The organism is Mesorhizobium sp. M0664, assembly GCF_040320565.1.
Lineage (GTDB): Bacteria > Pseudomonadota > Alphaproteobacteria > Rhizobiales > Rhizobiaceae > Mesorhizobium.
This window is the reverse complement of record NZ_JAMYPW010000018.1, coordinates 30,810-52,976: the sequence shown is the minus strand read 5'-3', so window position 1 is coordinate 52,976 and position 22,167 is coordinate 30,810. Positions and strand designations below refer to the sequence as shown.

General features: G+C 62.1%; 23 protein-coding genes. 12 read left to right on the top strand and 11 right to left on the bottom strand.

Annotation, left to right across the window (positions count from 1 at the left end; all coding sequences use genetic code 11):
* Positions 1-7 precede the first annotated feature (7 nt).
* On the top strand, positions 8-1,102 hold the full coding sequence (locus NKI39_RS17820; RefSeq protein WP_352833314.1) for a COX15/CtaA family protein: 1,095 nt from the start codon (positions 8-10) through the stop codon (positions 1,100-1,102).
* On the opposite strand, the gene NKI39_RS17815 is transcribed toward NKI39_RS17820, so the two are convergent.
* From NKI39_RS17815 to speB, 3 genes are read right to left on the bottom strand one after another with little or no spacing between them, the layout of a single operon-like run.
* A complete protein-coding gene (locus NKI39_RS17815; RefSeq protein WP_352833311.1) occupies positions 1,092-1,931 on the bottom strand; it encodes an aminoglycoside phosphotransferase family protein in 840 nt (279 codons plus the stop codon). The two genes, NKI39_RS17820 and NKI39_RS17815, sit on opposite strands and share 11 nt — an antisense overlap.
* Positions 1,932-2,858, bottom strand: a complete 927-nt coding sequence (argC, locus tag NKI39_RS17810) for an N-acetyl-gamma-glutamyl-phosphate reductase (protein WP_352833308.1) — start codon at positions 2,856-2,858, stop codon at positions 1,932-1,934. It abuts the gene before it with no gap.
* A 29-nt stretch (positions 2,859-2,887) separates the two neighbouring features.
* Positions 2,888-3,895, bottom strand: a complete 1,008-nt coding sequence (gene speB / locus NKI39_RS17805) for an agmatinase (RefSeq protein ID WP_352471982.1) — start codon at positions 3,893-3,895, stop codon at positions 2,888-2,890.
* Positions 3,896-4,199: 304 nt separating this feature from the next.
* Here speB and NKI39_RS17800 point away from each other — a divergent pair, with 304 nt between their 5' ends.
* Positions 4,200-5,258 carry a glycerophosphodiester phosphodiesterase family protein gene (locus NKI39_RS17800; protein WP_352745892.1) on the top strand — a complete coding sequence of 353 codons (1,059 nt, stop codon included), beginning with the start codon at positions 4,200-4,202 and terminating at the stop codon, positions 5,256-5,258.
* Positions 5,259-5,594: 336 nt separating this feature from the next.
* Here NKI39_RS17800 and NKI39_RS17795 read toward each other — a convergent pair whose 3' ends face one another.
* Complete coding sequence (locus tag NKI39_RS17795) at positions 5,595-6,473, bottom strand: aldo/keto reductase family oxidoreductase (RefSeq protein WP_352833305.1); 879 nt, start codon at positions 6,471-6,473, stop codon at positions 5,595-5,597.
* A 94-nt stretch (positions 6,474-6,567) separates the two neighbouring features.
* Here NKI39_RS17795 and NKI39_RS17790 point away from each other — a divergent pair, with 94 nt between their 5' ends.
* Complete coding sequence (locus NKI39_RS17790; RefSeq protein WP_352614137.1) at positions 6,568-7,476, top strand: LysR family transcriptional regulator; 909 nt, start codon at positions 6,568-6,570, stop codon at positions 7,474-7,476.
* 87 nt (positions 7,477-7,563) lie between these two features.
* Here NKI39_RS17790 and NKI39_RS17785 read toward each other — a convergent pair whose 3' ends face one another.
* The 4 genes from NKI39_RS17785 to NKI39_RS17770 form a co-directional block, all read right to left on the bottom strand.
* Positions 7,564-8,094, bottom strand: coding sequence for a hypothetical protein (locus NKI39_RS17785; RefSeq protein ID WP_352542425.1), 531 nt, complete (start codon positions 8,092-8,094; stop codon positions 7,564-7,566).
* Positions 8,095-8,318: 224 nt separating this feature from the next.
* Positions 8,319-8,801 carry a 30S ribosomal protein S9 gene (rpsI, locus tag NKI39_RS17780; protein ID WP_023674644.1) on the bottom strand — a complete coding sequence of 161 codons (483 nt, stop codon included), beginning with the start codon at positions 8,799-8,801 and terminating at the stop codon, positions 8,319-8,321.
* 1 nt (position 8,802) lies between these two features.
* Positions 8,803-9,267, bottom strand: a complete 465-nt coding sequence (rplM, locus tag NKI39_RS17775) for a 50S ribosomal protein L13 (RefSeq protein WP_023674645.1) — start codon at positions 9,265-9,267, stop codon at positions 8,803-8,805.
* Between the two features lie 214 nt (positions 9,268-9,481).
* Positions 9,482-9,946, bottom strand: coding sequence for a PaaI family thioesterase (locus tag NKI39_RS17770; protein ID WP_352542427.1), 465 nt, complete (start codon positions 9,944-9,946; stop codon positions 9,482-9,484).
* A 156-nt stretch (positions 9,947-10,102) separates the two neighbouring features.
* Between NKI39_RS17770 and NKI39_RS17765 the strand changes: the two genes are divergently transcribed.
* The 5 genes from NKI39_RS17765 to NKI39_RS17745 all read left to right on the top strand — a co-directional run bounded on the left by NKI39_RS17765 (position 10,103) and on the right by NKI39_RS17745 (position 13,764).
* On the top strand, positions 10,103-10,924 hold the full coding sequence (locus NKI39_RS17765; RefSeq protein WP_352833301.1) for an enoyl-CoA hydratase: 822 nt from the start codon (positions 10,103-10,105) through the stop codon (positions 10,922-10,924).
* A 9-nt stretch (positions 10,925-10,933) separates the two neighbouring features.
* Positions 10,934-11,356, top strand: coding sequence for a VOC family protein (locus tag NKI39_RS17760; protein ID WP_352833298.1), 423 nt, complete (start codon positions 10,934-10,936; stop codon positions 11,354-11,356).
* A gap of 76 nt (positions 11,357-11,432) precedes the next feature.
* A complete protein-coding gene (locus NKI39_RS17755) occupies positions 11,433-11,954 on the top strand; it encodes a CoA-binding protein (RefSeq protein WP_352682009.1) in 522 nt (173 codons plus the stop codon).
* A gap of 173 nt (positions 11,955-12,127) precedes the next feature.
* Entirely contained in the window at positions 12,128-13,408 is a 1,281-nt protein-coding gene (locus NKI39_RS17750) for an O-acetylhomoserine aminocarboxypropyltransferase (RefSeq protein WP_352501542.1), read from the top strand.
* Between the two features lie 5 nt (positions 13,409-13,413).
* The gene (locus NKI39_RS17745) at positions 13,414-13,764 is read left to right on the top strand and encodes a cupin domain-containing protein (RefSeq protein WP_352501543.1); all 351 of its coding nucleotides are present in this window, start codon (positions 13,414-13,416) and stop codon (positions 13,762-13,764) included.
* A gap of 159 nt (positions 13,765-13,923) precedes the next feature.
* On the opposite strand, the gene NKI39_RS17740 is transcribed toward NKI39_RS17745, so the two are convergent.
* Positions 13,924-15,381, bottom strand: coding sequence for an LVIVD repeat-containing protein (locus tag NKI39_RS17740; protein ID WP_352833295.1), 1,458 nt, complete (start codon positions 15,379-15,381; stop codon positions 13,924-13,926).
* Positions 15,382-15,490: 109 nt separating this feature from the next.
* Here NKI39_RS17740 and NKI39_RS17735 point away from each other — a divergent pair, with 109 nt between their 5' ends.
* Positions 15,491-16,405: a LysR family transcriptional regulator gene (locus NKI39_RS17735; RefSeq protein ID WP_352682001.1), complete on the top strand. Its 915-nt coding sequence runs from the start codon at positions 15,491-15,493 to the stop codon at positions 16,403-16,405.
* Positions 16,406-16,565: 160 nt separating this feature from the next.
* On the opposite strand, the gene NKI39_RS17730 is transcribed toward NKI39_RS17735, so the two are convergent.
* Positions 16,566-17,813 (bottom strand): cytochrome P450, encoded by a 1,248-nt coding sequence (locus NKI39_RS17730; protein WP_352833292.1) that lies wholly within the window; start codon positions 17,811-17,813, stop codon positions 16,566-16,568.
* A gap of 96 nt (positions 17,814-17,909) precedes the next feature.
* Between NKI39_RS17730 and NKI39_RS17725 the strand changes: the two genes are divergently transcribed.
* Positions 17,910-19,013, top strand: coding sequence for an NAD(P)/FAD-dependent oxidoreductase (locus NKI39_RS17725; protein ID WP_352449347.1), 1,104 nt, complete (start codon positions 17,910-17,912; stop codon positions 19,011-19,013).
* 4 nt (positions 19,014-19,017) lie between these two features.
* Here NKI39_RS17725 and NKI39_RS17720 read toward each other — a convergent pair whose 3' ends face one another.
* The gene (locus tag NKI39_RS17720) at positions 19,018-19,608 is read right to left on the bottom strand and encodes a hypothetical protein (RefSeq protein ID WP_352833289.1); all 591 of its coding nucleotides are present in this window, start codon (positions 19,606-19,608) and stop codon (positions 19,018-19,020) included.
* Positions 19,609-19,951: 343 nt separating this feature from the next.
* On the opposite strand from NKI39_RS17720, the gene NKI39_RS17715 reads away from it, so the two are divergent.
* Positions 19,952-20,581 (top strand): ATP-dependent Clp protease proteolytic subunit, encoded by a 630-nt coding sequence (locus tag NKI39_RS17715; RefSeq protein WP_023674655.1) that lies wholly within the window; start codon positions 19,952-19,954, stop codon positions 20,579-20,581.
* A 304-nt stretch (positions 20,582-20,885) separates the two neighbouring features.
* On the top strand, positions 20,886-22,160 hold the full coding sequence (gene clpX, locus NKI39_RS17710; RefSeq protein WP_006332719.1) for an ATP-dependent Clp protease ATP-binding subunit ClpX: 1,275 nt from the start codon (positions 20,886-20,888) through the stop codon (positions 22,158-22,160).
* The last annotated feature ends 7 nt before the right edge of the window (positions 22,161-22,167 follow it).

Below are 22,167 nucleotides of genomic sequence, written 5' to 3'. Positions count from 1 at the left end.
CAAATCCATGGCTGCTGCCATATCCGATGCCGCGCCTTTCGCCGCCCGCGATCGCGACCTTCGCAACCGCGCGCTGGTACGCGGTTGGCTCTATGTCGTGCTCCTGGTGCTGTTTGCGCTGGTACTGGTCGGCGGCGCTACAAGGCTCACCAATTCCGGCCTGTCGATCACCGAATGGCAGCCGATACACGGCGTCATCCCGCCGCTCAATGATGCCGAGTGGCAGGAGGAGTTCCTGCGCTACCAGCAGACCCCGCAATATGCCGAACTCAACAACGGCATGAGCATCGAGGCGTTCAAATCGATCTTCTGGTGGGAATGGGTGCACCGCATCCTGGCGCGTAGTGTCGGCGTGGTCTTCGCCCTGCCGCTGCTGTTCTTCTGGGCGACGCGCCGCATCGAGCGGGGCCTCGGCACGAAGTTGTCGGGCATCCTCCTTCTCGGCGCTCTGCAGGGCGCGATAGGCTGGTGGATGGTGGCGTCCGGGTTGGTTGACCGGGTTTCGGTCAGCCAATATCGGCTGGCGACGCATCTGACGCTGGCGGCGCTGATCTTCACGGCGACCATGGTGGTCGCGCGTGGGCTGGCGCCGCACTCGGAACCTGCCGCCGACAGCTCGACGCAACGTCTGGCCGGCTTTCTGGTGCTGCTGGCGCTGGTCCAGATCTATCTCGGCGGGCTGGTCGCAGGGCTAGATGCCGGCTTGAGCTACAACACCTGGCCGCTGATGGACGGTAAGCTGGTTCCCGGCGACCTGCTGCTGCTCGAGCCGGCATGGCGCAATTTCTTCGAAAACCCGAAGACGGTGCAATTCGTCCACCGGGTCGGCGCCTACACGATCTTCGCGGTCGCGCTCTGGCACATGATTGCGACACGCCGGCGCCTGCCGGGCACGACGCATGCCCGGCGCGCGACGCTGCTGTTCCTGATTGTCGCGGTGCAGGCGTCGATCGGCATCGGCACGCTATTGATGCAGGTGCCTCTGCACATGGCCCTGACGCATCAGGCATTCGCGCTGTTTCTGCTGGGCTTCGCCGCCGCGCATTGGCGCGGTACCAAGGGCGCTTACCCGCTGCCCCACGAGATCGCTCTCAGAGGCTGAGCCGCACCCGCCGGATTGCCGCGGCAATCGCCAGTTCGCGGTTTTCGTCGACCGCATTGCGATCTTCATGGTGCCATGCAGCCGACAGGCAGCCATAGGCGATGGCGTGGTCCAGTATCGCGGGCGGCGACTGGCCGAGCGTTGCTGCAAAGACATGCGCCATATGCGCGATCCGCCGCGGATCGGTGCAAAGATCGTCTCGGTCGAGTGGGTTGTAGAACACATTGGCGGCATCGAAGCCGGGGTCGCCGAGAACGCCCTTCGGATCGATCGCCAGCCAGCCGCGCGGACCGTGCATGATGTTGTCGTGATGCAGGTCGCCATGCAGCGGCCGTACGTCGTGCGGATTGGACAACAGCCGTTCCGCGATTTCGGCAGCTTCGACATACAGGCTCTTTTCGCCGGCGGCGCGATCAGCCTTCGCCTTTTTGAACAGGCTGGAAAACCGGATCCGCAACGGCTGAAGGTCCGGCGGGGCAGGGTGCTTCGACGGCGAGAACAGCTTGGCCATCACCTCCGCCGCGATCGCGGTGGCGGCATTGTCGCCGTGTTCGGCAAGATGGTGTGACAGCATCCTGTCGCCAGCATATTCGAGCAGCATGCACTGGCCATCGCGGCCCAGCAGCCGCACCGCGCCTTCGCCGCGTCGCCAGGCGAGGAAATGCTCGCCGCGCAACTCGTCCTCGACATCGTCGAAAGGCTTTAGATCCTTGACGATTGCCGGTGAGCCGTCTTCGCGAGCAACCTTCCAGATGCGGCTGCTGAACGTTTCGGCGATGAGTTCGGGCGCGCCGACCTTCCAGCGCTTCGGAAATGCTGGCGCATCCATTCAGAGGCCGAGCATCAGATCCATGTTCTGCACGGCAGCGCCCGAGGCGCCCTTGCCGAGATTGTCGTAGACGGCAAGCAGCAGCGCCTGCGCCCTGTTATCATTGGCAAAGACATAGAGCTTCATCCGGTTGGTGCCGTTGTAGATCTCCGGATCGATGTCGGGCATGCGTTCCTGATGCAGATACGGCGCTACCTCGACCACGCCGCCATCGATGGAAGCGAAATGATCGGCGATCGCCGCGTGAAGCTCGGCACCGCTGGGCACATGGTCGAGGCCGCCGAGTTGCAGCGGCACCACCGTGATCATGCCTTGCGCGAAATTGCCGACTGCCGGCTGCATGATCGGATCGTGCGAAAGCCTGGCATAGGTCCTGAGTTCCGGCACGTGCTTGTGCTGCAGCGTCAGTCCGTAGGGCAGGAATTCCGGCGCATCCTCGCCCTTGGCGACATAATCCTCGATCATCGGCCGGCCGCCGCCGGAATAGCCGGAAATGCCGTTGACGGTGACCGGAAAATCGGCCGGCAGCAGCCCCGCCGCAACCAGCGGCCGCAGCGTCGCGATTGGTCCTTGCGGCCAGCAGCCAGGATTGGCGACGCGCTTCGCCGAAGCGATCTTCTTCGCCTGGTCCTTGTCCATTTCGGCGAAACCATATTCCCACCCATCGGCGACACGATGCGCCGTCGAGGCGTCGATCACTTTGGTGGTGTCATTGGCGATCAGCGAAACGCTTTCCTTGGCGGCCGCGTCCGGTAGGCAGAGAATCGCGACATCGGCGGCATTGAGGAACTCGGCGCGCGCTGCCGTTTCCTTGCGGCGCTCGGTCGGGATGGAGATGATTTCCAGGTCGCCGCGCTCGGCAAGCAGCGCCCTTATCTGCAGACCGGTGGTGCCGTGCTCGCCGTCGATGAAGATTTTCGGTTTCATTGCGTGCCAAAATTCCTGTTATCTCAAAGCTATATGCCGCTCGCCTGATTCAATCCGGCAACGCTGTGATTGCCTTGGTTCATTTCCTCGAGCCGGGCCTTTCGTTCCGCCAGCAGCCCGAGATAGTGCATGGCCACCATCGAGCCGGCAATCGCCGTTATATCGGCGTGATCATAGGCTGGCGCAACCTCGACGACGTCGGCGCCGACGATATCGAGCTGGTTGATCTGGCGCAGCACCGACAGGATCTTTGCCGAAGACGGGCCTCCCGCGACCGGCGTTCCGGTGCCGGGCGCAAAAGCCGGGTCCAGGCAATCGATGTCGAAAGTGACATAGGTCTTCTTGCCGCCCGTACGGTCGACGATGGCATACGCGATGTCGGACGCACGCATTTCCTCCACTTCATGGCCGTATAGGATCTTGATACCGAACGTGTCGGGCGCATGGGTGCGGATGCCGATCTGGATCGACCGGTCGGGGTCGATGATGCCCTCCTTGACTGCACGGCCGACGAAGGAGCCGTGATCGATGCGCTTGCCGTCGTCGGGCCAGGTGTCCTGGTGTGCGTCGAACTGCACCAGAGCCAGCGGGCCATGGATGGCGGCATGCGCCTTGAGCAGCGGCCAGGTGACGAAGTGATCGCCACCGAGTGACAGCAGAAAGGCGCCGGATTTCAGGATCTTGGCCGCTTCGCGTTCGATCGTGGCAGGCGTCTTCTGGTGATTGCCGCTGTCGAGCAGGCAGTCGCCATAATCGACCACGGCAAGCTGTTCGAACAGATCGCGCGAAAACGGATATTGCGGGTCGTTGTCGAGGATGGCCGAGGCGCGGCGGATTGCCTGCGGTCCGAAACGGGCGCCCGGCCGATTGGTGACCGCAGCGTCGAAGGGAATGCCCCACACCACCGCATCGGCGTCCTTCACGTCCTTCGAATATTTGCGCCGCATGAACGACAGGGCGCCGGCATAGGTCGGCTCGAACGACGCACCCGTCCTGGAGCGGGTGGTGAAGGCATGATCGATGGTCCTTGGCGGCATGAAGCGATCTCCTGTGCGTCGACGCGCAACCTTATTGGACATAATTCTCAGAATTGCGACCCCTGCGGAGGATCATGGCCATTCGATCCGGTCACAAATCCTTGCTCGCCAGGCGAACCCGGCAGGCTCGCCAGGAGATTGCCTGGCAAGCAACCGAAAGTAGCCGCCGAAGACTGCTTCGGCCGGCGCTGACCTGATTTTCCGGCATTTTGCAAGCCGGCTTCGTTCACCTGCCTGTCACGGGCATCGCTTAACCGGGGTGCGATCCCGGTACGGAGCGATTCTCGTGCGAACGACCTGTCTCATGCGAACGATTTGGCTGAGCCTTCTACTTTCCGCGGCGCTGGCGCTCTCCCTTGGCCAGGCATCGGCAGGCGAAACGCGCGCCAGGCAGATTCTCGACCGCTTCGAGCACGCCAACCAATGGCGCGACCATGTGATAGTGGCCGCGCACCGCGCCGGCGGCATGCAATCCGGCAAGACGCTCTATCCCGAAAATTCGATCGCCGCCGCCGAGGCGTCGATCGCAATGGGCGCCGAAATCGTCGAGGTCGATATAAGGCGCTCGAAGGACGGACAGTTCGTCGTCATGCATGACAGTTGGCTCGACCGCACGACGAATTGCAAGGGTGAGGTGGTCAACCGCACGATGGCCGAACTCAAGACGTGCCGTTTGGTGATCGAAGGCACCGGCGCCGTTACGGGCGAGACGGTCTCGACGTTGCGCGAGATGTTGATGACGACCAGGGACAGGATCCTCATCAATCTCGACAACAAGCTCGACACCGAAAGCCTCGTCGGCATGGTCGCGGTTGCGCGCGACCTCGGCATGGCCGAACAGGTGATCGTCAAGGAGAACCTGTGGAATGCGGAGCGGATTGCCAGTGTCAAGGCCGCCATGGACGCGATCGGCAGCGGCTTCCAGTTCATGCCGATTATCGCCGATGACGCGGTTCGCGACGCCATGTTTGCCGAGAAAGTGGGCCGGGCCTTCCCGATGCGCGCGGTCGAGATGATCAACTGGCGCATGGGATCAGAGACACTGACCGAGACCGGCGGCCCGCTGTTCAGCCCGCGCATGCGCGCGCTGGCGGTGAGGGGCGACTGGCACATCTGGGCCGACACCTATGCCATCGTCAACAAGCCGGGAGGCTTCCTCGCCGGCGGTCGCGGCGACGAGCTGGCGGTTGCGGCCAGCCTGCCGCGCGAGACTTATGGCTTCTGGGTCGAGCGCGGCGCCACCATCATCCAGACCGACGAACCGAAGGCCGCCATCAGTTGGCTGGCGGCGAACGGTTTTCGCGTGCCCTATGCCGGTGAGAAGCGCCCGGCCGAGCCGGCCAACACGGCCAGCATCAACTAGACCGGCGCGGCGAGAATTGGATCTCCCTCTTGTGGTGACGATGCCCGGCAGGGCAGAAGGGCGCTGTCCCGCCTACCCCAGGCCGGCAGCGCCAAACTTTCGAAGGAACCCAGAAACAGAAAACCCGCCTCCGTGGGCGGGTCGCTGGAGCCAATTAGCACCATACCCAGATTAGTAGCATAGCTGCCGGCACAAAGCAAGAACAAAATGTGGCGTAGTAGCAGAAAAATGCGACGATCCTTCAGCGCCTCGGCGGTTCCTTCGCTGTCCTGCCGGCAATCTCCCCCGCAAGGGAACCCACTTGGGGGAGATTGGCTCATCACTGCCTTCGGCAATCTACCCGCAGGCCGCCATTGCCACACCATCCAGCTCCTTGATGACATCGTCCGACAGTTCGAGGTCGGCAGCGGCGAGGTTCTCCCGCAGATGCGCGACGGAAGACGTGCCGGGAATCAGAAGAATGTTGGGCGCGCGGCGAAGCAGCCAGGCGAGCGCGACCTGCATGGGCGTGGCGCCGAGGCGTGCGGCGACCTTGGACAAGGTCGACGACTGCAACGGGTTGAAGCCGCCAAGTGGGAAGAACGGCACATAGGCGGTGCCGTCGCGGGCCAGATCGTCGATCAAGGCATCATCGCCCCGATGCGCCAGATTGTACTGGTTCTGCACGCAGACGATCCTGCACATCCTGCGGCCTTCGGCGATCTGTGCGGCGGTGACGTTGCTCAGCCCGATGTGGCGCACGAGGCCCTGTCGCTGGAGCTCGGCAAGCGTCGCAAGCGGCGCCTCGATCGACCCTTCGGCGGGGCCATGCGCGTCGAACATGACCCGAAGGTTGACCACCTCCAGCACGTCGAGTCCGAGATTGTGCAGATTGTCGTGCACCGCCTGTGTCAGCTCTTCTGCCGAGAAGGCCGGCAGCCATGAGCCATCCGTGCCGCGTCGGGCACCGATCTTGGTGACGATAACGAGGTCGTCGGGATAGGGTGCGAGCGCTTCGCGGATCAACAGGTTGGTCACCTGCGGGCCATAGAAGTCGCTGGTGTCGATGTGGTTGACGCCTTGTGCAACGGCTTCGCGCAGTACGGCCAATGCCGTGTCATGGTCCTTTGGTGGGCCGAAGACGCCTGGCCCTGCGAGCTGCATGGCGCCGTAGCCGAGCCGTCTCACCTTGCGGTCGCCGAGGATGAATGTGCCGGACTGGTCGACGCTGGACATGGTCTTTCTCCTTCAGGAACGGTGCACAGATAGACGCTGTCCGATCTCATGATAATTGGGTACAATTCGCACGGGCTGTGCGGAATGACGAACAATGCAGATTGATCTCGGGGACCTGAACGCCTTCGTGGCCGTAGCGCGCGCCAAAGGTTTTCGGGATGCGGCACGCGCCAGCGGCGGCAGTGCGTCCGGCTTGAGCGAGGCGGTGCGGCGCCTGGAGACGCAGCTCGGTGTCAGGCTGCTCAACCGGACGACCCGCAGCGTTGTCCTGACGGAAGCCGGCGAAGGCCTGCTGGCGCGGCTCGGTCCTGCCTTGACCGAGGTGGAGTCGGCCCTCGACGTAGTGAACGGCTTTCGCGACAGGCCGGCAGGTACGTTGCGCCTCAATGTGCCGGTCAGCGCGGCGCGGCTGGTACTGCCCAGCATCGTTCCGCCTTTTCTCGCCGCCTATCCGGGCATCCGGTTGGAGGTGATCTCGGAGGAGAGCTTCGTCGATGTGCTGGCGGCGGGGTGCGACGCCGGCATCCGCTATGAGGAGCGGCTGGAGCAGGACATGATCGCTGTGCCGATCGGACCGCGTGTGCAGCGCTTCGCCACCGCCGCCAGCCCGGCCTACCTGGATCGTCATGGCCGGCCGCAACACCCGCGCGACCTGCTCGGCCACGCCTGCCTGCGCGGCCGCTTTGCCAGCCGTGCGATGCCGCCGTGGGAATTCGAGCGCGACGGCGAGGTGGTGCGGGTCGACCCGACGGGGCCGCTTCTCGTGACCCTGGGCGGGGCGACTGACCTCAAAGTCGATGCAGCCATCGCCGGCACCGGCATCATCAGCCTGTTCGAGGATTGGCTACGTCCTCACTTCGAGAGCGGAGCGCTCGAACCGCTGCTTGAACCCTGGTGGCAGAGCTTCTCCGGGCCGTTCCTTTACTATCCCGGCCGGCGCCTCGTGCCGGCGCCGTTGCGGGCGTTCATTGACTTCATCAAGGCGTCCGCCGGCCAGCCCTGACACCCGGGAGAGCCGCGCCCGAAAATAAGCGCGGCTCCCTTCCCTCAGGTGACCCGCCACTACGTTTCGCGGCAGGTCTTGCTTGATCTATTTGACTGGAATCATCAGGTGCGCGTAGGGCGTGTCGGGGAACATGACGTATGGTTGTGTGGGGTTCGGCTCGTGGGGATACAAGGCCATCATGTCTGGTGCGTTCATGACCATCACGTGCGGACCATCATGCAGCCATTCGGCCCCCTCCGGCGGCTTGGTTGCAAAGGGGTCGGTATTGCTGGCCGCATCGCCTCCTTTTAGCATGTAGGCGAAAGCAACTTTCCCTGCAGGCGGCTCCTTCTTGGACATGATCGCGTGCATCCACGCCATCCCGTTCTCATCCGTGCACATTGGGTCGTCGGCGGGAGTGCTCGGGTCGTCCGGGATGCAAGTGAAACCGTTGGTGCCCTTCCTCAACGTTTTCATCTCCCAATTCACGACGGCGGCGTTTTTGCCGACAGCCGCCGGTGCCGCTGTAATCGCATTCTCGATCAGCTGCTCGTCGCTTTTGTCGGCCGCAGGCGCGGCGAATGCCCAAGTGGCGGCGACAGCTGCCAGAAACACACTGCTGGAATGGATGCGCATTGCCTCCTCCTTCGCGAGCGTCGGGTTACCGGCGCGTCGCAACGTGCACAGCTCCCGCTCTGTGGAGTTGGCTGCTGGCCTGGGATCTGGAACGCGCCTGTAATTAAGATACTACTAATATTATGTTGGGTCACCTGAAGATGCGGGATTGCTATGTCGACAAAGAAAAGGGGCTGCGAAATACGCAGCCCATTTGACAAAATCGATAGAAAACAGGTCTCTGTTTAACGCTTCGAGAACTGGAAGGAGCGGCGGGCCTTCGCCTTGCCGTACTTCTTGCGCTCGACGACGCGGCTGTCGCGGGTCAGGAAGCCGCCCTTCTTGAGCACGGCGCGCAGCGCCGGCTCGTAATAGGTCAGCGCCTTGGAGATGCCGTGGCGCACGGCACCCGCCTGGCCGGAAAGGCCGCCGCCGATGACGGTGGCAACGATGTCGTACTGGCCGGCGCGATTGGCGGCGATAATCGGCTGGTTGAGGATCATCTGCAGCACCGGACGCGCGAAATATTCGGCGAACACCTTGTCGTTGACGACGATCTTGCCGGAGCCGGGCTTCACCCAGACGCGGGCGATGGCGTTCTTGCGCTTGCCGGTGGCGTAGGCGCGGCCCGACTTATCGAGTTTCTGGACGTGGACGGGTGCGGCCGGCTGGGTGTTGGTATTGCCGGTGGCAGCTCCGAGTTCTGCGAGCGAGGAAAGCTCAGCCATCTTACGAAACCTTCTTGTTCTTGGCGTTCAGCTTGGCCACGTCGAGGACGACGGGCTGCTGGGCGACATGCGGATGTTCCGTGCCTGCATAGACGCGGAGGTTCTTCATCTGGCGACGGCCGAGCGGGCCACGCGGGATCATGCGTTCGACGGCCTTCTCGACGACACGTTCGGGGAAACGACCCTCGAGCAGCTGGCGCGCGGTGCGCTCCTTGACGCCGCCGGGATGGCCGGTGTGCCAGTAATAGACCTTGTCGGTGAACTTCTTGCCGGTGAACACCACCTTGTCGGCATTGATGACGATGACGTTGTCGCCGTCGTCGACGTGCGGGGTGAAGGTGGGCTTGTGTTTGCCGCGAAGATGATTGGCGATGACAGTGGCGAGACGGCCGACGACGAGACCCTCGGCGTCGATCAGCACCCACTTCTTCACCACATCCGCAGGCTTCTGCGAAAAGGTTGCCATGGATTGTTGCTTTCGGTTCGGACCTTCAAAAGAAGGCGTTTCTTGTTGCTTGGATTGGCGAAAGGCGCTTGCCCGCCGCCAATAACAAAACGGCGGCCTTTGCGGGCCGCTGTTCCGTGAGGGCTTATAGGAGAGGACGGCGACTGCGTCAAGGCGCGTGAAATGTCGGCGAGCTATCAAAATCCAGCAAAAACAATGCCTTGGATGAAAGGTATTATTTTACCACACCGTCAATCCGCTTTGGCGGGATCGAATAGGTGCCCGTTGCGTGCGCTACCGTGTGTCCCTCCGGGCCGGCGACGATGTCGATATCGAACACCATCAGGCTCTTGCCGAGCTTGAGGATGCGGCAATGGCCGTCGATCGGCCCGGCCTCGGCCTTGCGGACGAAATTGATGTTGAGACTGGTGGTGACCGAAAGCGCATCCGGTCCGGCATGCGAGAGCACGCAGACATAGCCGCCTATGTCGGCCAGCGTGAACAGCGCCGAACCCGACACGGTGCCGCCGGGACGCAAATGGCGCTCGTCGGCGTTGAGCCGCACGACACAGCCGCCTGGAAACACCTCCAACGCCTCGTAGAAGGTGAACTGGTCGTTGAGCTGCGGGAAAATGGTCGCCATCAGCGCGTTGATTTCGGCAGCCGCCAGCACCGGCTTGAGATTGCTGTGGGCGGGCATTTCAGTCTCCCGGTTTGCGCCCTGCATGTATGAACGCGACGTGGCGTTTCTGGCAACACCCCATTCATTATGGCAGAAGCGGACGAGGGAGTTGGACGAAGCGAGGCGGCATACTAGATTAGTCCATCATCGATCCGGAATCGCAGAGGAATGATCATGGCCGAAATCGTCGCCATCAAGCCTGCCGTTGCCGAAGGGCCGGTCGTCTCCAGGCTGGACAACGGCGTGCTGCGCCTGACGCTCGCCAATCCGCCGGCCAATGCTCTTTCGCTTGCAGTGATGGCGGCGCTGACGGCGGAACTCGACCGCGCCAAGGCCGACAAATCCGTCCGCGTCATCGTCCTCGGGGCGGTCGGCAAGGTGTTCTGCGCCGGACACGACCTCAAGGAGTTGAGCGCGCACCGCGCCGATGCCGATCGCGGCAGGGGCTTCTTCGAAAAGACGTTTTCCGCCTGCGCTTCACTGATGCAGGCGATCGTTCGCCATCCTAAGCCGGTGATCGCCGAAGTCGACGGCCTGGCGACGGCGGCCGGATTGCAGTTGGTCGCCAGCTGCGATCTCGCCATCGCCTCGCACGAGGCGACCTTCTGCACGCCTGGCGTCAATATTGGACTGTTCTGCTCGACGCCGATGGTGGCGCTGTCGCGCAACGTCTCGCGCAAGCACGCCTTGGAGATGCTTTTGACCGGCGAGACGATCGATGCGGCAACCGCCAAGGAATTCGGCTTGGTCAACCGCGTCGTGCCGCGCGAATATCTGAATCAGATTGTCACCAAATACGCGCAAACCATTGCGTCCAAATCCTCTCTGGTCGTCAAGATCGGCAAGGAAGCCTTCTACGAACAGGCAGAAATGGGGCTGGCCGAGGCCTATGATTACACCGGGCGAGTCATGGTCGAGAACATGCTGGCGCGCGATGCGGAAGAGGGCATTGGCGCCTTCATCGGCAAGCGCAAGCCGGAATGGCCGGAGGAGTAGGAGGCGGATATGGAACCGCGCATCTCCATCATCACCATCGCCACCGACGATCTCGACCGTGCGACGCGCTTCTATGAGGCGATGGGCCTGACCCGCCATGCCGGGATCACCGACGGCGTTGCCTTCTTCCAGATGGGCGGCGCTATTCTTGGCTTGTTTCCGCGCCCAAGCGCCGAAGAGGATTCGGGCGTCAGCTTCTCGAAGGCGCCGTCGGCCGTCTACCTCGCCTACAACACCCGCTCTGACGCCGAGGTCGACGAAGTGCTTGCGGCGGCTGAGAAGGCTGGCGGCAAGATCGTCAAGCCGGCCGGGCGCGCCTTCTGGGGCGGCTGGTATGGCTATTTCGCCGATGCCGACGGGCATGTCTGGGAGGTTGCGTACAATCCGGCCTTTCCGATTGCGGAAGACGGAACGATCTCGCTGCCGGGCTGACGACGTTCTCCCTGGCCCATTGCAAGCCACTTGCTCGGCTGTTGGCACCTCACTCCGAAGCGCTGTATGACGAGGCATGAACCACGACGCCTACGACAACGCCTATATCGCCGGCATCCTCAATTCGGTGAAGACCATCGCCATGGTCGGCGCATCGGCCAATGACGTGCGGCCGAGCTATTTCGTGCTGAAATATCTGCTCGGCAAAGGGTTTTCGGTGTTCCCGATCAATCCCGGCCAGGCCGGCAAGGAAATCCTCGGGCGGATGACCTATGCCAGGCTGGCCGATGTTCCAGAGCCAATCGACATGGTCGACGTCTTTCGCGGCTCCGCTGCCGTGCCGGGCATCGTGGACGAGGTGTTGCGGCTCGATCCGCTGCCGAAAGTCATCTGGATGCAGCTTGGTGTGCGCAATGACGAGGCCGCCGCGCGCGCCGAGGCCGCCGGCATCAAGGTGGTGATGAACCGTTGCCCCAAGATCGAATATGGCAAGCTGTCCGGCGAGATCGGCTGGACCGGCGTCAATTCCGGCGTTTTGTCGTCGAAGAAGCCGCTGATGCGGCCGGGATTCCAGAGTTTCGGCGTTCGCCAGAAGTAGGTAGTGAATAGTGAATGGTGAATAGAAAGATTTTTCTGGAAGGCGGGCAAGGCGGCATATGAGCCGCTTGCAATCAGGGTGGGGCTGGCCGACTTTGCCATTCACCATTCACCATTCACCATTCACCATTCACCATTCACCATTCACCATTCACCATTGAGGGAGGTTTTTCGATGGCCCGCACGCCCGGTTTCAACACGCTCGCCGTCCATGCCGGCGCCAAGCCGGATCCGGCGACCGGCGCGCGAGCGACTCCAATCTACCAGACCACCTCCTTCGTCTTCGACGATGCCGACCATGCCGCCTCGCTGTTCGGGCTGAAGGCGTTCGGCAACATCTACACCCGCATCATGAACCCGACGCAGGCGGTGCTGGAAGAGCGCATCGCGGCACTCGAAGGCGGCACGGCAGGCCTTGCGGTCGCCTCCGGCCATGCCGCGCAGGTGCTGGTCTTCCACAATCTGATGCAGCCCGGCGACAATTTCGTTTCCGCGACAAAGCTTTACGGCGGCTCGATCAACCAGTTCGGCCACGCCTTCAAGAATTTCGGCTGGCAGGTGCGCTGGGCCGACACCAATGATATCTCGACCTTCGAGAGCCAGATCGACGACAGGACCAAGGCGATCTTCATCGAGAGCCTGGCTAACCCTGGCGGCGTCTTCGTCGATATCGAGAAGATTGGCGACATCGCCCGCAAGCACGGCCTGCCGCTGATCGTCGATAACACGCTGGCCTCGCCCTATCTGCTGCGGCCGATCGAGCATGGCGCCGACATCGTCGTGCATTCGCTGACCAAGTTCATCGGCGGTCACGGCAATTCGATCGGCGGCGCTATTGTCGACGGCGGCACGTTCGATTGGTCGAAGTCGGGCAAGTATCCGATGCTGTCGGAGCCGCGCCCCGAATATGGCGGCCTCGTCCTGCACGAAACCTTCGGCAATTTCGCTTTCGCCATTGCCGCCCGAGTGCTCGGGCTGCGCGATATCGGCGCGGCGATTTCGCCGTTCAATGCATTCCTGATCCTGACCGGTCTGGAAACCTTGCCGCTCAGGATGCAGCGCCACTGCGACAATGCGTCGGCGGTCGCCGGATGGCTCTCCAACCATCCCAAGGTCGCTTGGGTTTCCTATCCCGGCTTGCCCGGCGACAAGAACAACGCGTTGCAGAAGAAGTACTCGCCGCTTGGCGCCGGCGCGGTGTTCACCTTCGGGCTGAAGGGCGGCTATGCGGCGGGCATCAAGTTCGTCGAGGCGCTCGAACTGTTCTCGCATCTGGCCAATGTCGGCGACACCAAGTCGCTGGTCATCCACCCGGCATCGACCACGCATCGCCAGCTTTCCGACGAGCAGAAGATCAACGCCGGGGCAGGGCCTGACACGGTCAGGCTTTCGGTCGGCATCGAGGACGTCAACGACATCGTCGCCGATCTGGAACAGGCTCTCGCCAAGGTTTGATCGCCATGACCACGCCGAAATTTCTTTCCGTCGGCGTCGACACCGTCGAACCGGAACTTGGCGCACCAGCGCCGGATCGCCTGATTTCGGGCGATCCGAAATTCCGCACCTGGAATGTCGAGGAACAGGACGGCGGCCTCTATGCCGGCATCTGGGAAGCAACGCCGGGCAAATGGCGCATCGAATATGACGAATGGGAGTTCTGCCACATCCTGTCAGGGGTCTCGGCGATCGCCGAAGACGGCGGGAAGGCGCGCACCGTCAAAGCCGGCGATAGTTTCGTGCTGAGGCCGGGCTTTAAGGGCAGCTGGGAAGTGCTTGAAACGACGCGCAAGGAGTATGTGATCAAGCTTTGATCTCGCATCGCGCCGGACTTTACAAAAGGCGATCGATGTCCGTGTCGGAAAATCCGTATCGGCTCATAATGCCGCGGTGCCATGAAACTTTCCCAGCAAATCATGACTGCCTCCGCTTCCGCGCTCCGACTAAGGCTTCATTCAGGGTGAATGTGACCGTCACGTTCGATCCGTTTCCGGCCGCGGGCCGGTGTAGCGGAGAATCCAGAGCCCCTGGTTCTTGTCAGTTATGTAAATGAAGCCGCGCCGGTCCACGACCACGTCCTCGGTCTGAACAACCAGCTTGTCTTCCGGCATAGGGCCGTAGCGTCGGACTGGCTCCGGCGGGATGAAGTAGCCGACCTCGCGCGGAAGCCGAGTATTCGAGACGTCATAGACCCTGAGCCCGGCGTTGAAGTGCGCGATATAGAACAGATCGCCTTGTTTCTGGACATCGGGATGATGCTGGTGGTGGTTGATGTTGTGCGGTCCGCGCCAGCCGCCACGAGTTGTGAAATCCGAATAGGGAGCGCCTTCGGGTGGCACTGGTTCGGGCAACAGCGACAGCAGAAAGGGTTCACTGGAATCGGAAATATCGACGATCGAAGCGTGATGCATCGGACCAAGTCCATAGGTGACGTTCTCCGAATTGGCGAAGGCAATGCCGCGCTCTGGAATCGGCAGCACGCTATGCACACCGAAGCGCGAGTGAAACGGAGGGCTGAAGCTCAGGCCGCCGACCTGCCTCGGCTGGGAGACATCGCTAATATCGAGCACAACGATTCCCGCCGCACCATAAGGCAAATAGACAAGATCGCCAGTGACATAAGGCGGGCCGTGCAGCGAGACATCCTCGCCCGTGCTGGCGCAGAAGGCGCCGCACATGCATTGCGGCTTCAGTCGCAACCGGTAGCGATCGGCGGTCTCCTGGTCGGTGGCGGGCTTCGCAGCCGCAAAGCTCTCGCCGCCGGCCTCGTGCTGGCCCGGCACCCACCAGCGTCCGGCTTCGCGCGGATTCGAGCGATCCGAAATATCGAGGATGACGTAGATGTTGCCCCTGTAACCCGGCATGCCGGCGGCAAGGTGGACATAACGTCCACCGGGATAGAGGTTGCGATGCGTGCCGTTTCCGCCGGTGCGGTAGTGACTGAGTTGTTTCGGATTGATGGGGTCCGCGATATCCCAGATCAGAACGCCTTCGCCGAACGGTGCGTCGGGGTCACCGCCGAAATTAGCAAAGGGCTTTTCGAGGGCGGTCACCATCGTGTCGCCGGACAAATCTATTTGTAGAGTCCAAGTATTCGTGCCGAGATAGGGCACGAACTTGACCGTCTCGGGCTTGGCCGGGTCGGTCAGGTCCACGATGCTCCAGCCGGAGTGCCAGAAGTGCCCAGTGTAGAGATACCAACGTTCGCCAACCTGCCTGATCGCCATTTTGAAGGCTGGGCGATGATCGAGATCGGTATAGCCCACTGCTTCGACATTGTGGGCGAAAGCGCCAGGGGGCGCTGGCGACGAAGCTGGAACGGGTTGGGCAAGGGCCTCGCAAACAAGACCGGATTGAGATGTCGCGGCGATCGTCGCGCCGATGAGCGGCACTTTCAGCATCTGGCGGCGTGAAATCTCGGAATTTTTCAAAGCGCGTCTCCCGGATTTTGCAGCTTTCCGGATTTTGCAGATTCCGATACTTTCCCTCCAATATCGTTTGAGCCATGGGTAATTCTATTTGGGAAATTAAAGGCTGAAGATGAACCACAAGCTGATGCAGTCCTTCATGGCCGTCGCCGAAGAGCTGCATTTCGGGCGCGCGGCAGCGCGCTTGCATATCTCACAGCCGCCCCTGACAAAGCAGATCCAGCAACTGGAACAGGCGATGGGTGTGCGCTTGCTGGAGCGCACCAAGCGCAAGGTCGAACTGACTGCGGCGGGGCGTGTGTTCCTTGATGAGGTTAGGGCCGTGCTTCAGCAGACAGAGCAGGCGGTGGAGCTTGCTCGCAAAGCCGATCGTGGCGAAACCGGCCATCTTGCTGTCGGATTCATCGACGCGGCTATCTACAGCGTGGTGCCGTCTGTCGTCCAACGCTTCACCAAGCGCTATCCCGAGGTCGAGTTGAGCCTGACCGACCTGCGCATTCCCAATCAAGTCAGGGCTGTGGCCGAACGCCAGCTCGATATCGGTTTTGTTCATCCTCCCGTCGTTCACAACGCATTGAAGGTCGAAAGCATACTGGTCGAACCCCTGATCGTGGCCTTGCCGGAAACGCATCGGCTGGCCTCGGAAGCAGAGGTCGCGCTAGCCGACTTGGCCTCCGAAGCGTTGATTCAGTTCCCGCGCAGCATCAATCCATCCCTCTATGACGAGATCGTCGGGTTGTGCCGTTCATCCGGGTTCAGCCCGAGGATCGTTCGAGAAGCAACGCCGAAGCAGACAATCATCGGACTTGTATCCGTCGGGCTGGGCGTCTCGCTGCTGCCCGCCTGTCTGCAAAATTTGCGCCGGAGCGGCGTCGTTTATCGCCCTATCCAGGGACGAACCTTGTCTATCGACACTTCAATCATCTACCGGCATGAACAACCCTCGCCGGTGCTGAAGGCCTTCCTCGACATCGTCCGCGAGACGACGCAAAAAGATTCAAATCCCGTCTCTCTTCAAGCTTCATGACCGAATTTCTGTAGGCATCCGGGATTTTTAGTGTGAGGTCCTGCTTCCGGTAGCTTCATCGTTCAATCAGCGATTATTTGGCACTCGCGGCCTTGAGATGTTACCTATTTGACCGGAATTCGCCGGAGCCGGCTTCGAAGCCTGTCGTCGGAAGCCGTCCTCAGATTCTGACGGCAAGCGTTTCCAGCCCGTGGAAATGATAGGTGTCGCGGAAGCGCGGCTGTTCGGCAAGATGCAGCTGCGGTAGCCGGTCGAACAAGGTTTTCAGCGACACCTGCAGTTCGAGCCGGGCGAGCGGCGCGCCGATGCAGAAATGGATGCCGGCGCCGAACGATACGTTCTTCTGGTCGGCACGGTCCGGCCTGAAGGCGAGGGGCTCGGCAAACGCAGTAGGGTCGCGATTGGCCATGCCGAGCAACAGCCCGATCGTCTCGCCCGGCTGGACGATGATCCCCGGCCCGGCCTCGACCTCCTGATAGGCGTAGCGCGTGAACATGTGCAGCGGCGCGTCGAAGCGCAGGCACTCTTCGACCGTCGCGGCTGTTGCTTCCGGTGAGGCGAAGAAGCGGCGCGCGTCGCCGCCTTGCGCAAGGATCGAGCGCACCGCATTGCCGGTCTGGTGGACAGTTGCTTCATGGCCGGCATTGAGCAAAAGGATGGCCGAGGATACCAGCTCGTCCTCCGACAGTTTCTGGCCGTCCTCCTGTGCCGCAATCAGCAGCGACAGAAGATCCTCGCCCGGCCTCTTTCGCCGCTCGGCGACGTAGCCGCGCAGAAAATCGGAAAAGTCGCGCGCGGCGCGATTGGCCGTGTCCTCCGTCTCGCGGGTGCGGCCATGCATGTACATGGCGACCATCCGATGCGACCAGTCGAGCAGCTGCGGCCCCATGTCGACCGGCACGCCGAGCATCTCCGCAATGATGGTGATCGGCAAGGGAGCTGCGAATGCCGGCAGCAGGTCGACTCCTCCTGGTTCGAGACGGTCGATCAGTTCGTTGGCCAGCGCCTCGACACGTGGCCTGAGCCGCTCGACCTGGCGCGAGACGAAGGCGCGGTTGACCAGCGTTCTGAGCCGTGTGTGGACAGGCGGCTCCAGCTCCAGCATCGAATTGGCCTCGACGTCGTCGAAGGCGCTGAGATGCGTGCGGTCCTGGCCGATGCCCCGGCTGTCCGGAATGCCGGCCGGGTTCTGGCGGCCGAAGCGGCGATCGCGCAACAGACGGTTGACGTCGTCGAAGCCGCCAAAGCACCAGAAACCAAATTCTTCCCAGACGAAGGCGTTCGATGCGCCGTGCAGGAAGGCATAGGCTTCGTAAGGGTCCTGGAAAAAAGCCGGTTCGTGCGGATCGAGCCGCAGGCGGCGGGAGGCTGGATCAAAGGCAAGGTAGGGCGGCTTCAATTCGGTCATGCCAGATCATTAGCGCGGCTTGCCTGTCTGGTGCCAGACCGTATGTTGGCCCTCCCGTGAGGCGAGCCGCCGAAGCGGCTGCGGAAGGACGGTTTCATGAATGTGATCGTGGTCGGTGCAGGCATTGCCGGGCTTTCGACGGCGTGGTCGCTGGCCAAGGCCGGTCACCTCGTCTCGATCGTCGAGCAGGGACCAATCCCCAATCCGCTCGCCGCCTCCGGCGACCATCATCGCATCATCCGCCGCGCCTACCGGGCCGGAACGGGCTATGGCCGGCTGATCACCGAAGCGTATGAAGCCTGGGATGAGATGTGGGCCGATCTCGGTGAAAGCCATCTCGATCCGCGCGGCTTCATCTGCATTTCGCGCCAGCCGGGCGATGAGGCCGAGGAATACCGCGAAGGCATGGAAGCCGGGAACTACCCGTTCGAATTGTTCGAGCCGGATGCCGCGGTCGAACGCTGGCCGTTCCTAGAACCTGGTTCATTCCGCTATGCGTATTTTTCGCCGGACGGCGGCGCGCTGCACTGCCGCAAGATCGCTGCCGGCCTCGCCAGGTGGCTGCGCGCGAACGGCGCCAATGTCTACGAAAACAGCAAGGTGGTCGAGATCGACGCCGAGGCCGGGCATGTCGTGCTGGCGGGCGGCGAAACGATGCAGGCCGACCGGATCGTCGTCGCTGCCGGCGCCTGGGTGCTAAAACTGTTCCCGGAGCTGGATGGCGAGCTGAAAACCTGGCGCACCGCGCTCGCCTATGTCGAACCGCCGACGGACCTGAAAGCGGTCTGGCAGGAAGCACCGGTCGTCCTCAACATCGGCGGCACTGTCGACGGCTACGCCATCCCGCCCTCGGGCGGGGCCGGCATGAAATTCGGCTCGGGCCTGCACAGGGTGCCGACCAGCGATGCCGACTGGAACCGTCAGCCGGTGCCGGGCGAAGGCGAGGCGATCCGCAACCTGTTTTCACCGCCGATTGCCCGTATTGACGAGTACAAGGTCACCGAAGTGGTCACCTGCGCCTACACCTTCACCGCCGACGAGAAATTTCTGGCCCACCGGAAAGGCAGATGCCTGGTCGTCTCGGCCTGCTCCGGCCACGGCTACAAGTTCGGCGCGGCGGTCGGCAGAAGGGTTGCGGCCTGCGTCGGCAATGGCGATGTCGGCGGCCTGAAGAAATGGCTCAGGGCCGAGGCGGCCTGAGCGCCTAGTATCGGCAATGCCTCGGAATATGTACGCGCCGCCAGCTGGATGAGCCCTCCCTGACCACCACGCGGCGGGCCACTGTCTGATAAGACGACGGAATTTCGATGATGCGCCGCTGCTCCGGCCGCACCAGCACCTCTTCGGCGACGCTCTCGTATTCGGCGGGCAGGACAACGCGCCGCCGGCGTTCCGGCTCAATCACGACGATCTCGGCCACGCGTTCATAGCGCGCCCTGTGCCTGACCTTGCACAGCACCTTGCGGCCATGAATGATGCGCCATTCCCAGGAATAGCCGCCGTCATCGACCCTCACGGACCGGTAGATGGTGCGGGTGATGGCGGGCACGATCTCGTAGCTGACGCGCGCCGGCGCGATCTGCACCACGCGCTCGCGCGTCCCATAGATCGGCGCTTCATACTGCACCTGCTGGCCGGCTGGGCTGACGAGCACCTCCTCGTAGACGGTGTCGTAGACGGCCGGCCGATTGACCTGCTCGTAGCATTCGACCGCGCGTCCGCCGGCAGCCGTTTCGGACGCCATGCCGAGAACGCTGATGCCGGTAAGGGCCAAGGAAGCAACTTTCTTGATCATAGCACTCCCCTGTTTGAACTGCGAAGCGAGTTCAACGTTGAATTGTAGGGTAAGCCGTGGCCGGAAAAAGCGGTTTCACCACTTTTCGTTAAGCGATGGGGTTAAGAAACTGCTAACAACGGCCAAGCATGAGCGCCCCTTCCCACGGCAGGAGAGGGGCTACAGGCACGGCGACAGGCGAAACTGGTTTGGAAACCTTGATTCGACTTAACCGGATGGCTAGTAGAGGCGGCCTTGCGCTAGGGTGAGCCGGCATCCTATTTACACAATAACGATCCAGAACCGATTCTGCCCGATTGCAAATCTCCGGCGCCGGAATCCCATCCTCAAAAAGGGATAGTCCATGAAGAACCCCGTCGAAACCTACATGAACCTCGTTCCGATGGTGGTCGAACAGACCAATCGCGGCGAGCGGGCCTACGACATTTTCTCGCGGCTCCTCAAGGAGCGCATCATTTTCATCACCGGCCCGGTCGAGGATGGCATGGCGACGCTTGTCTGCGCGCAGCTGCTGTTCCTCGAGGCGGAGAATCCGAAGAAGGAAATCAACCTCTATATCAACTCGCCCGGCGGCGTCGTCACCTCCGGCATGGCGATCTACGACACCATGCAGTTCATCAAGCCTGCGGTGTCGACGCTCTGCATCGGTCAGGCCGCCTCGATGGGCTCGCTGCTCTTGACGGCGGGCCACAAGGACATGCGCTTTGCCACGCCGAACGCCCGCATCATGGTCCACCAGCCTTCCGGCGGCTTCCAGGGCCAGGCTTCCGACATCGAGCGCCATGCCCAGGACATCATCAAGCTGAAGCGCCGCCTCAACGAGGTCTACGTCAAGCACACCGGCAAGAGTTATGATGAGATTGAAAAAACGCTCGACCGTGACCATTTCATGACTGCCGACGAGGCCAGGGATTTCGGCCTCATCGACAAGGTCATTTCGTCACGTGAGCCGGTCGAAGGTATTGCCTTATAGGTCCGCGGTGGCCCCGCGGTGGCAATGAGTGGCGGGATCACGCGCTTTTGGCGCAGCTTGCGGCATTTCGGCCACAATTGGCTGTTCCCTCGACGGGTGCAATTGCCTACGTTAAGGCTATGTTGATTTTCGACGGCTTAGCTTTGCGTGGGGTTGTTCGAATCATTGCCCCGTTTTCCGATTTGTGTTTCGTACGGAATGCGTTGCGGGAGCCGGGGCACTGGCGGCAGCGGATTCCCGCGATAGATTGAATATGCGCCCTTTCAACCAGACCATCGGCGGGCGGCCATGAAAGGACATGAAAATGAGCAAGGTCGGCAACAACAGCGGTGATTCCAAGAACACGCTTTATTGCTCGTTTTGCGGCAAAAGCCAGCACGAAGTGCGCAAGCTGATCGCCGGGCCGACGGTGTTCATCTGCGACGAATGCGTCGAACTGTGCATGGACATCATCCGCGAGGAGAACAAGACCTCGATGGTGAAGTCGCGCGAGGGCGTGCCGACCCCGCAGGAAATCCTCAAGGTTCTCGACGACTACGTCATCGGCCAGCCTTACGCCAAGCGCGTGCTGTCGGTGGCCGTCCACAACCACTACAAGCGCCTCGCCCATGCCGGCAAGAACAACGACGTCGAGCTGGCGAAGTCGAACATCCTGCTGATCGGCCCGACCGGCTGCGGCAAGACGTTGCTGGCGCAGACGCTGGCCCGCATCATCGACGTCCCCTTCACCATGGCCGACGCGACGACGCTGACCGAGGCCGGCTATGTCGGCGAGGACGTCGAAAACATCATCCTGAAGCTGTTGCAGTCGGCCGACTACAATGTCGAGCGCGCCCAGCGCGGCATCGTCTATATCGACGAGATCGACAAGATCTCGCGCAAGTCGGACAATCCCTCGATCACCCGCGACGTGTCGGGCGAGGGCGTGCAGCAGGCACTTTTGAAGATTATGGAAGGCACTGTCGCCTCCGTGCCGCCGCAGGGCGGCAGGAAGCATCCGCAGCAGGAATTCCTGCAGGTCGACACCGCCAACATCCTGTTCATCTGCGGCGGCGCTTTCGCCGGCCTGGACAAGATCATCTCGGATCGCGGCAGAAAGACCTCGATCGGATTCGGCGCCATCGTCGCTTCGCCCGAGGATCGCCGCACCGGCGATGTTTTCCGCCTGGTCGAGCCTGAGGATCTGTTGAAGTTCGGCCTCATTCCCGAGTTCGTCGGCCGTCTGCCTGTCCTGGCGACGCTGGAGGATCTCGACGAGCCGGCGCTGATCCAGATCCTGACCGAACCGAAGAACGCGCTGGTCAAGCAGTATCAGCGGCTGTTCGAGATGGAGAATGTCGACCTGACCTTCCATGAGAACGCGCTGTCGGCGATCGCCAAGCGCGCCATCGAGCGCAAGACCGGCGCACGCGGCCTGCGTTCGATCATGGAAGCGATCCTGCTCGACACCATGTTCGAGCTGCCGGCACTGGAAGGCGTGCGCGAAGTGGTTATTTCGGAAGAGGTGGTGTCAGGCAACGCCAGGCCGCTCTACATCTATTCCGAGCAGAAGGAAAAGAAGGGCAACGTCAGCGCCTGACGTGAGC

What these genes read in the sequence shown, in the direction of transcription:
- NKI39_RS17820 (WP_352833314.1), top strand. Translation starts at nt 8, where the DNA reads ATGGCTGCTGCCATATCCGATGCCGCGCCTTTCGCCGCCCGCGATCGC.
- NKI39_RS17815 (WP_352833311.1), bottom strand. Translation starts at nt 1,931, where the DNA reads ATGGATGCGCCAGCATTTCCGAAGCGCTGGAAGGTCGGCGCGCCCGAA.
- argC (WP_352833308.1), bottom strand. Translation starts at nt 2,858, where the DNA reads ATGAAACCGAAAATCTTCATCGACGGCGAGCACGGCACCACCGGTCTG.
- speB (WP_352471982.1), bottom strand. Translation starts at nt 3,895, where the DNA reads ATGCCGCCAAGGACCATCGATCATGCCTTCACCACCCGCTCCAGGACG.
- NKI39_RS17800 (WP_352745892.1), top strand. Translation starts at nt 4,200, where the DNA reads ATGCGAACGATTTGGCTGAGCCTTCTACTTTCCGCGGCGCTGGCGCTC.
- NKI39_RS17795 (WP_352833305.1), bottom strand. Translation starts at nt 6,473, where the DNA reads ATGTCCAGCGTCGACCAGTCCGGCACATTCATCCTCGGCGACCGCAAG.
- NKI39_RS17790 (WP_352614137.1), top strand. Translation starts at nt 6,568, where the DNA reads ATGCAGATTGATCTCGGGGACCTGAACGCCTTCGTGGCCGTAGCGCGC.
- NKI39_RS17785 (WP_352542425.1), bottom strand. Translation starts at nt 8,094, where the DNA reads ATGCGCATCCATTCCAGCAGTGTGTTTCTGGCAGCTGTCGCCGCCACT.
- rpsI (WP_023674644.1), bottom strand. Translation starts at nt 8,801, where the DNA reads ATGGCTGAGCTTTCCTCGCTCGCAGAACTCGGAGCTGCCACCGGCAAT.
- rplM (WP_023674645.1), bottom strand. Translation starts at nt 9,267, where the DNA reads ATGGCAACCTTTTCGCAGAAGCCTGCGGATGTGGTGAAGAAGTGGGTG.
- NKI39_RS17770 (WP_352542427.1), bottom strand. Translation starts at nt 9,946, where the DNA reads ATGCCCGCCCACAGCAATCTCAAGCCGGTGCTGGCGGCTGCCGAAATC.
- NKI39_RS17765 (WP_352833301.1), top strand. Translation starts at nt 10,103, where the DNA reads ATGGCCGAAATCGTCGCCATCAAGCCTGCCGTTGCCGAAGGGCCGGTC.
- NKI39_RS17760 (WP_352833298.1), top strand. Translation starts at nt 10,934, where the DNA reads ATGGAACCGCGCATCTCCATCATCACCATCGCCACCGACGATCTCGAC.
- NKI39_RS17755 (WP_352682009.1), top strand. Translation starts at nt 11,433, where the DNA reads ATGAACCACGACGCCTACGACAACGCCTATATCGCCGGCATCCTCAAT.
- NKI39_RS17750 (WP_352501542.1), top strand. Translation starts at nt 12,128, where the DNA reads ATGGCCCGCACGCCCGGTTTCAACACGCTCGCCGTCCATGCCGGCGCC.
- NKI39_RS17745 (WP_352501543.1), top strand. Translation starts at nt 13,414, where the DNA reads ATGACCACGCCGAAATTTCTTTCCGTCGGCGTCGACACCGTCGAACCG.
- NKI39_RS17735 (WP_352682001.1), top strand. Translation starts at nt 15,491, where the DNA reads ATGAACCACAAGCTGATGCAGTCCTTCATGGCCGTCGCCGAAGAGCTG.
- NKI39_RS17730 (WP_352833292.1), bottom strand. Translation starts at nt 17,813, where the DNA reads ATGACCGAATTGAAGCCGCCCTACCTTGCCTTTGATCCAGCCTCCCGC.
- NKI39_RS17725 (WP_352449347.1), top strand. Translation starts at nt 17,910, where the DNA reads ATGAATGTGATCGTGGTCGGTGCAGGCATTGCCGGGCTTTCGACGGCG.
- NKI39_RS17720 (WP_352833289.1), bottom strand. Translation starts at nt 19,608, where the DNA reads ATGATCAAGAAAGTTGCTTCCTTGGCCCTTACCGGCATCAGCGTTCTC.
- NKI39_RS17715 (WP_023674655.1), top strand. Translation starts at nt 19,952, where the DNA reads ATGAAGAACCCCGTCGAAACCTACATGAACCTCGTTCCGATGGTGGTC.
- clpX (WP_006332719.1), top strand. Translation starts at nt 20,886, where the DNA reads ATGAGCAAGGTCGGCAACAACAGCGGTGATTCCAAGAACACGCTTTAT.